The following is a 5,768-nucleotide window of genomic DNA, read 5'->3' on the forward strand; positions in this document are numbered from 1 at the left end:
CAGCAGGCCGTAGTGGCGGATGCGGTGGAAGCCTGCGGGCAGGACGTGCAGCAGGAAGCGGCGCAGGAACTCGGGGTAGTGTGAGCGTCGGTGGGATTTTGGCCACGAGAAAGAACGATCAAGGAACGGGCTCGGGGGAGCCGATGCGGGCTTCGGCGGCGATGCGGCCGATGGTGGCTCGATGGACCTGGAACAGCCGAGCGAGTTCGGCGGCGGAGCGTCCGGTACCCAGCATGCCGAGGATTTCGGTTTTCTGATGCGGCAGGAGCTTGGGACGCCGTCCACCTTGGCGCCCCTGGGCTTTGGCCGCCTGCAGTCCGGCGTGGGTGCGCTCGCGGACCATAGCGCGCTCGAACTCGGCGAAGGAGCCGAGCATCTGCATCATCATGCGTCCGGCTGGGGTGGTGGTGTCGATCGCCTCGGTCAGAGAGCGGAAGCCGGCCCGGGCGTGATCAATCCTCTCCAGGATGAGCAGCAGGTCCTTGAGCGAACGGGAGAGACGATCGAGCTTCCAGACGACGAGGACATCGCCGGGGCGCAGGCGCTTGAGCAGGCGGTGCAGTTCGGGCCGGTCCCAGCGGCCCCCGGAGGCGCGCTCCTCATAGATCAGCCGGCAACCCGCGGCTTCGAGAGCATCGATCTGGGGCCGGGTATCCTGGTCGTCGCTCTTGGAGACGCGAGCGTAGCCGAGCAGCATGGCGATGTCGCAGAAGTCTGTTGCCTTTGCGCGTAATTTGGCAACAGGTTTGTGCGCGGATCAAGCCTTTGTTTTGGCTGGGGTGGGTTTTCGGTCGCTCAAACGACCGTTTGCGCGCACCCCACGCGGCGGCTTTATGGCTGGGTGTGCTGAGGCCACCGTCCGCTGTGCTGACGGATCTGGCGGGATCGGCTCACGGAGGTGCAGCCCCGTCTCCGGATCGAAGCCAATCTCGGTGAGTTGCCAGCCATAGGAGGCCTGGAACCAGCGCGTCCATGGCGGGCCGAAAAGGTCGTCGATGGCGCGTTCGACAAACTCCCGGGCCTGGGCCAGGGCCTCGGCGAGCGTTTGCGAGCCAAACACTACGGCGGTCGTGACGTCGCGCCTGGGGCTGCCGCCATCGGTGACCACCACGCCCAACTCGTTGGGCGCGGCAGGAGGAATGAATACGTCCACAGTGAGGGTAAGGGACGGTGTGTCGGGATTGCCGGGCGCCTTGGCCCGGTTTGCCTTGGCGGCAGGCTCGGGATGTTTCGGGGCCGGGGAGTTGGGCTCGCGCCGCCTGGACGGCGGCTCTGGCGGCGCGGCCGGCTGCTCGGCCATGTCGAGGCCGAACAGCGCCGAGAGGTCAGCGGCGGCCAGCACCTTGTCGGCGGCCACGTCCGTGGTCGAGATCGGCAACGATGCGTCGACCTGGGCGACCAGATCGCCGCCGTCGACGCCGCGCAGCTGGAACAGCAGCTCCGGCGCGTGATCGAGCCGGGCGCCGATGCCGTACAGCGCCGCGGCGACGTGCTTGCACATCGACGCATAGTCCGGGCAGGTGCAGGAGAGGCGGATCTCCGCCGGCTTCGGGAACAGCCCGGCATTCTGCCGGCAGAGGCGCTCCATGATGCCCTTGGAGAAGCGGCCCTGTAGCAGCTCGACCAGGCTGTCGATGCCGGTGGAGCAATCGGCGCGGATGGCCTCCCACTTCGCCTTCGGGATCTCGGTGATGGCGATGGCCACGCGGTAGAGTTCCGAGCCGCTGACCAGCGCCGTGACCTTGCCGCGGGCGATCTGCAGGTCGAGCACCGAGCCGTTGCGCGCATAGGTGCGGCCGCGGGGGAGGCGGCTCTCGAAGTCGTGATAGCTTTCCAGGTTCTCGCACCAGGCCTTGCCCCAGAAGGTGGTGGCGATGTGCCGGCCCTCGATCGTCACCGGCGCGACGGGCTGGCCCTTGCGGCGCAGCGTCTCGACCTCGCGCGCGGCCCTGCGGCGGCGCTCGGCGACGGGAACGTAGGGCGTCCAGCCGCCGTGGTAGTCGTATCGCGACATAGGCTCAGTCCTTCATCGCGGCGTCGAGGTCGAGGCGGACCAGCCGCAGGAGGACGTCGTCGGAGAGTTCGGTCAGGTTGATCTCCCTGGTGTTCGCCAGCAAGGCGTCGGCGAGCCCCTGCTTGGCCTCGATCATGGCGTCGATCTTCTCCTCCACGGTGCCGCGGCACAGGAACTTGTGCACCAGGACGTTCCTGTTCTGGCCGATGCGGAAGGCCCGGTCGGTGGCCTGGTTCTCCACCGCCGGGTTCCACCAGCGGTCGAAATGCACGACATGCGACGCCGCCGTCAGGGTCAGCCCGGAGCCTCCGGCCTTCAGCGACAGGACGAAGAACGGCACCGTCTCATCCTCCTGGAAGGTCGCGACCAGATCCTTGCGTTTGCCGACGGCGGTGTCGCCGTGCAGCACGAGCCCGGCGCGGCCGAACACCGAGCCGAGGAACGCCGCGAGCGGCGCGATGACCTCCTGGAACTGGGTGAAGACCAGCATCTTCTCCTGCCGGACGGCCACCACCTCCGCGATCTCGCGCAGCCGGGCCAGCTTGCCGCTGTCCGCCTCGTCCCAGGCGTCGTCATGGAGCCACTGCGAGGGGTGGTTGCAGATCTGCTTGAGGCGCATCAGCATCGCCAGGACGAGACCCCGGCGCTGGATGCCGTCGGCGGTCTCCAGCTTCTCGGCGAGATCCTCGACCGCCTGGCCATAGAGCGCGGCCTGGCGGCGACTGAGATGGCAATGGGCCTTGACCTCGGTCTTGTCGGGCAGGTCGGCGATGATCGACTTGTCCGTCTTCATGCGCCGCAGGATGTAGGGCCGGACGAGCTCGCGCAGCGGGCCGTAGGGGTTGTGGTCGCGTTCGGCGAGCCTGGCGGCGACCTTGCCGAACTGCTTGGCGGTGCCGAGGAGGCCCGGGTTGATGAAATCGAAGATCGACCAGAGGTCGCCGAGATCGTTCTCGACTGGCGTGCCGGTCAGGGCGATCCGGGCCTGCGCCTTCAGGGTCTTGGCGGCCCGTGTCTGCTTGGCGTTCGGGTTCTTGATCGCCTGCGCCTCGTCGAGGATGATGAACCGCCAAGCGATATCGGCCAGGACCGGCATGCGCAAGAGCGTGCCATAGCTGGTGATCACGAGGTCCAGCTCCTGGGCCTGCTCCGGCGAGAACTGGCGCATCTCTTCGGCGGTCATGGCCGAGGGATGCAGGATCCTTGCCGTCAGGCCGGGGGCGAAGCGCTCGATCTCGGCCATCCAGTTCGCCAGCAGCGAGGCCGGCGCCACCAGGAGGCACGGCGGCGGTGATGTGGGGCCGGCCATCCGGCGCTGCGCCAGGAGGAGGGCCAGCACCTGGATGGTCTTGCCCAGCCCCATGTCGTCGGCCAGACAGGCGCCGAGGCCGAGGCCGGACAGCAGATGCAACCACTGGGCGCCCGCCTTCTGGTAGGGCCTGAGGGTGCCGTGCAGCGCAGGGCCTGGATCGATGCCATCGCCGTTCGGAGCGCGCAGCAACTGCAGGGCGGCGGCCAGCCATGGCCCGGCGGTGACGCGCGACCAGTCGGCGGCGGTGTCGTCGGGGCTCTCCTCCGCGGGAAGACCGGCCAGCATTCGCATCGCCATGGCGAAGGTCAGGCCGTCACGCTTGGCCAGCGCCTCCGCCGCCTGGAAGCGGTCGAGCGTGCGGGTGAGCCGCTCGCGGTCGACCTCGACCCACTGGCCGCGCAGCAGCACGAGGCTTTCGGTGCCGGCGAGCAGGGCGGCGATCTCCTGGTCGCTCAGTGCCTCGCCGTCGAGAGTCATCTCGACCGTGAAGTCCAGGAGGCCGTCCAGGCCGAGCGCCGAGGGGGCGGAGCTGCCGACGACGGCGGTAACCTGTGGCCGCGACGGGCGTCCGGCGCGCCAGGTGGCCGGCATGCGCACCACCACTCCGGCTCGCTCCAGGTCGATGGCGCTGGCGAGGAGGCGCGCGGCGTCGCCCGGTGTCCAGCGCAGGGGATGGAAGATCTCCCCCCTGTCGATCATCGGCTTGAGCCAGGAGCAGGTCTCGGCGGCGCGCTGCACCGGCAGCAGCAGCGACAGCAGCTTGGCCCGGTTGGCGGCGCCGGCGTATTCGCGCAGGGCCTGGCCCAGCGGCAGGTGCTGCGCCCTGGCCTGGGCCGACAGGTGGGTGGTGTAGGTGGCCATGAAGGCGAAGGGAGCGTCCGCATCGCTGCGGTTCTCCGCCAGGTTGAAATGCACGCGGCCGACCAGGTTCCAGGCCGGGTTGAGCCCCTTCAGGAAGCCCTGGAGGTCGGTGCCGGCGGCAGCGAGGGAGGCAGCCGCCGCCTGGGCGATCTCGGCCCAGAGCGACCGCAGCACCTCCGGCGTGAGGTATTCGGCGCCGGTCATCATCGGGGCTGTCAGCACGAGAGTGCCGAGGTCCGCCTCGTCCGGCGCCGGAACGTCGAGGACTGCGGAGACCGAGGCCTCTTCAGCCGCGCCTCCGGCGTGCAGGCAGAGCGCCGTCACGTAGCGGGCCGCGAAGGCGCGCCACCAGGCGAGCGGCGGTGGCAGGGCCTGGCCGACCTCGCCCGCGCCGAGGCGCAGCAAGCCATGCCCGGTGCCCTGGGCGAACGCTTCGCCCAGGCGCACCGCCAGGGAGGACGCGTCGGCGATCTCGGGTGCGTCAGCGCCTTCCGCGATGAGATGGCCGTGTGGGGTCAGGCGAAGGCTGATCGGCACTGCCCGACCGTCGGACGGATGGCCGGTCACGCTGCCATCCGCGGCTCGAAGTCGATGCGGCGGCTGAGGTCCGGGTCGAACCGGCCGTAGGGGTTGATGTGGGCGTAGATCAGCGGCGTCAGGGCACGCCAGTCCTCCGGCGTCATCCGGTCGCCCCAGCCGGGTTCGGAGAGGAGCCGCTGCAGCATCAGCGTGTTCACATAGACCAGGCAGTTCTGCAGCAGGTGCAGCGCCAGCACGGCCATCTCCTGGTCTTCCATGCGGTTGGAGGCGATCTCGCCGCCCTTGCCGAAGAAGATGAAGCCGTTGGCGCTGTTCCAGCTTTCCACCACGTTCAGCCCGTCGTGGATCTCACGGCGGAACGCCTCGTCGGCCAGGTAGCGGCAGAGGAAGATCGTCTTCACGATCCGGCCGAGCTGGTGCAGGGCCTCGTAGGTCGGATGCCGGACGGCGGTGCTGGCGAAGCGGCGCAGGATCGCCTCGGGCTCGGCCGTGCGGTGCCGCAGCGCCGCGGTGAACTTGACCATCTCATCGTATTGCCGCTCGATCAGGTCCCAGTCGATCACCTTCGACAGGATCGGCGCCAGGTTGCTGAGCTCGCGGCGCAGCTCGGCGTCGGGCAGATACAGTCTCTGGCGGGCGATCGCCTTCAGCCGCGGCGCCAGCTCGAAGCCGAGAAGCCGGCAAAAGGCGAAGGCCACCTCGCTCTGGCCATGGCTGTCGACATACTGGCGCTGGATCGTCATGTCGGTGCAGTGCCGCAGCACGCCCTCGATCATGGCGTGGACCTCGGAGGAGGAGCAGCGCTTCAGCTGCGAGTAGATGCAGTTCGAGCGGCGCTCGACATGACGATCCAGCGCCAGATCGTCGAAGCTCAGGCTCCAGCCGCGCGACAGAGCTTCGGCACCCAAATCCCGATTCACCGCGTGCTCCCGATCTCACCGCCTCGGGCCACCTCATCCCAGATCGGTCGGCAGCGTCAATCTCGGCCAGGCCGCGTTCGCGTCTTGTTCTTTCTTGTGGCCGGAATCCCAACGACGCTCG

3 protein-coding genes and 2 pseudogenes are annotated in these 5,768 nt (G+C 68.8%); all 5 read right to left on the reverse strand.

The window, feature by feature from the left end; genetic code table 11:
- Nucleotides 1-72: pseudogene (locus FFK22_RS40590) on the reverse strand (transposase); the annotation flags it as partial.
- 46 nt (nt 73-118) lie between these two features.
- Nucleotides 119-697 carry a recombinase family protein gene (locus FFK22_RS40595; protein ID WP_138893515.1) on the reverse strand — a complete coding sequence of 193 codons (579 nt, stop codon included), beginning with the start codon at nt 695-697 and terminating at the stop codon, nt 119-121.
- Nucleotides 698-757: 60 nt separating this feature from the next.
- On the reverse strand, nt 758-2,014 hold the full coding sequence (locus FFK22_RS40600) for an SWIM zinc finger family protein (RefSeq protein ID WP_138893514.1): 1,257 nt from the start codon (nt 2,012-2,014) through the stop codon (nt 758-760).
- 4 nt (nt 2,015-2,018) lie between these two features.
- Complete coding sequence (locus FFK22_RS40605) at nt 2,019-4,754, reverse strand: DEAD/DEAH box helicase (protein ID WP_221939255.1); 2,736 nt, start codon at nt 4,752-4,754, stop codon at nt 2,019-2,021.
- Nucleotides 4,751-5,572 (reverse strand): annotated as a pseudogene (locus tag FFK22_RS40610) (Tn3 family transposase); the annotation flags it as partial. The pseudogene FFK22_RS40610 and the gene FFK22_RS40605, both read right to left, overlap by 4 nt.
- Nucleotides 5,573-5,768: the final 196 nt, after the last annotated feature.

This window comes from Mycobacterium sp. KBS0706, from assembly GCF_005938675.2.
In the GTDB taxonomy this organism is placed as follows: Bacteria; Pseudomonadota; Alphaproteobacteria; order DSM-16000; family Inquilinaceae; genus Inquilinus.

Coding starts and splice junctions, on each gene's coding strand:
- FFK22_RS40595 (WP_138893515.1), bottom strand. CDS start 697: ATGCTGCTCGGCTACGCTCGCGTCTCCAAGAGCGACGACCAGGATACC.
- FFK22_RS40600 (WP_138893514.1), bottom strand. CDS start 2,014: ATGTCGCGATACGACTACCACGGCGGCTGGACGCCCTACGTTCCCGTC.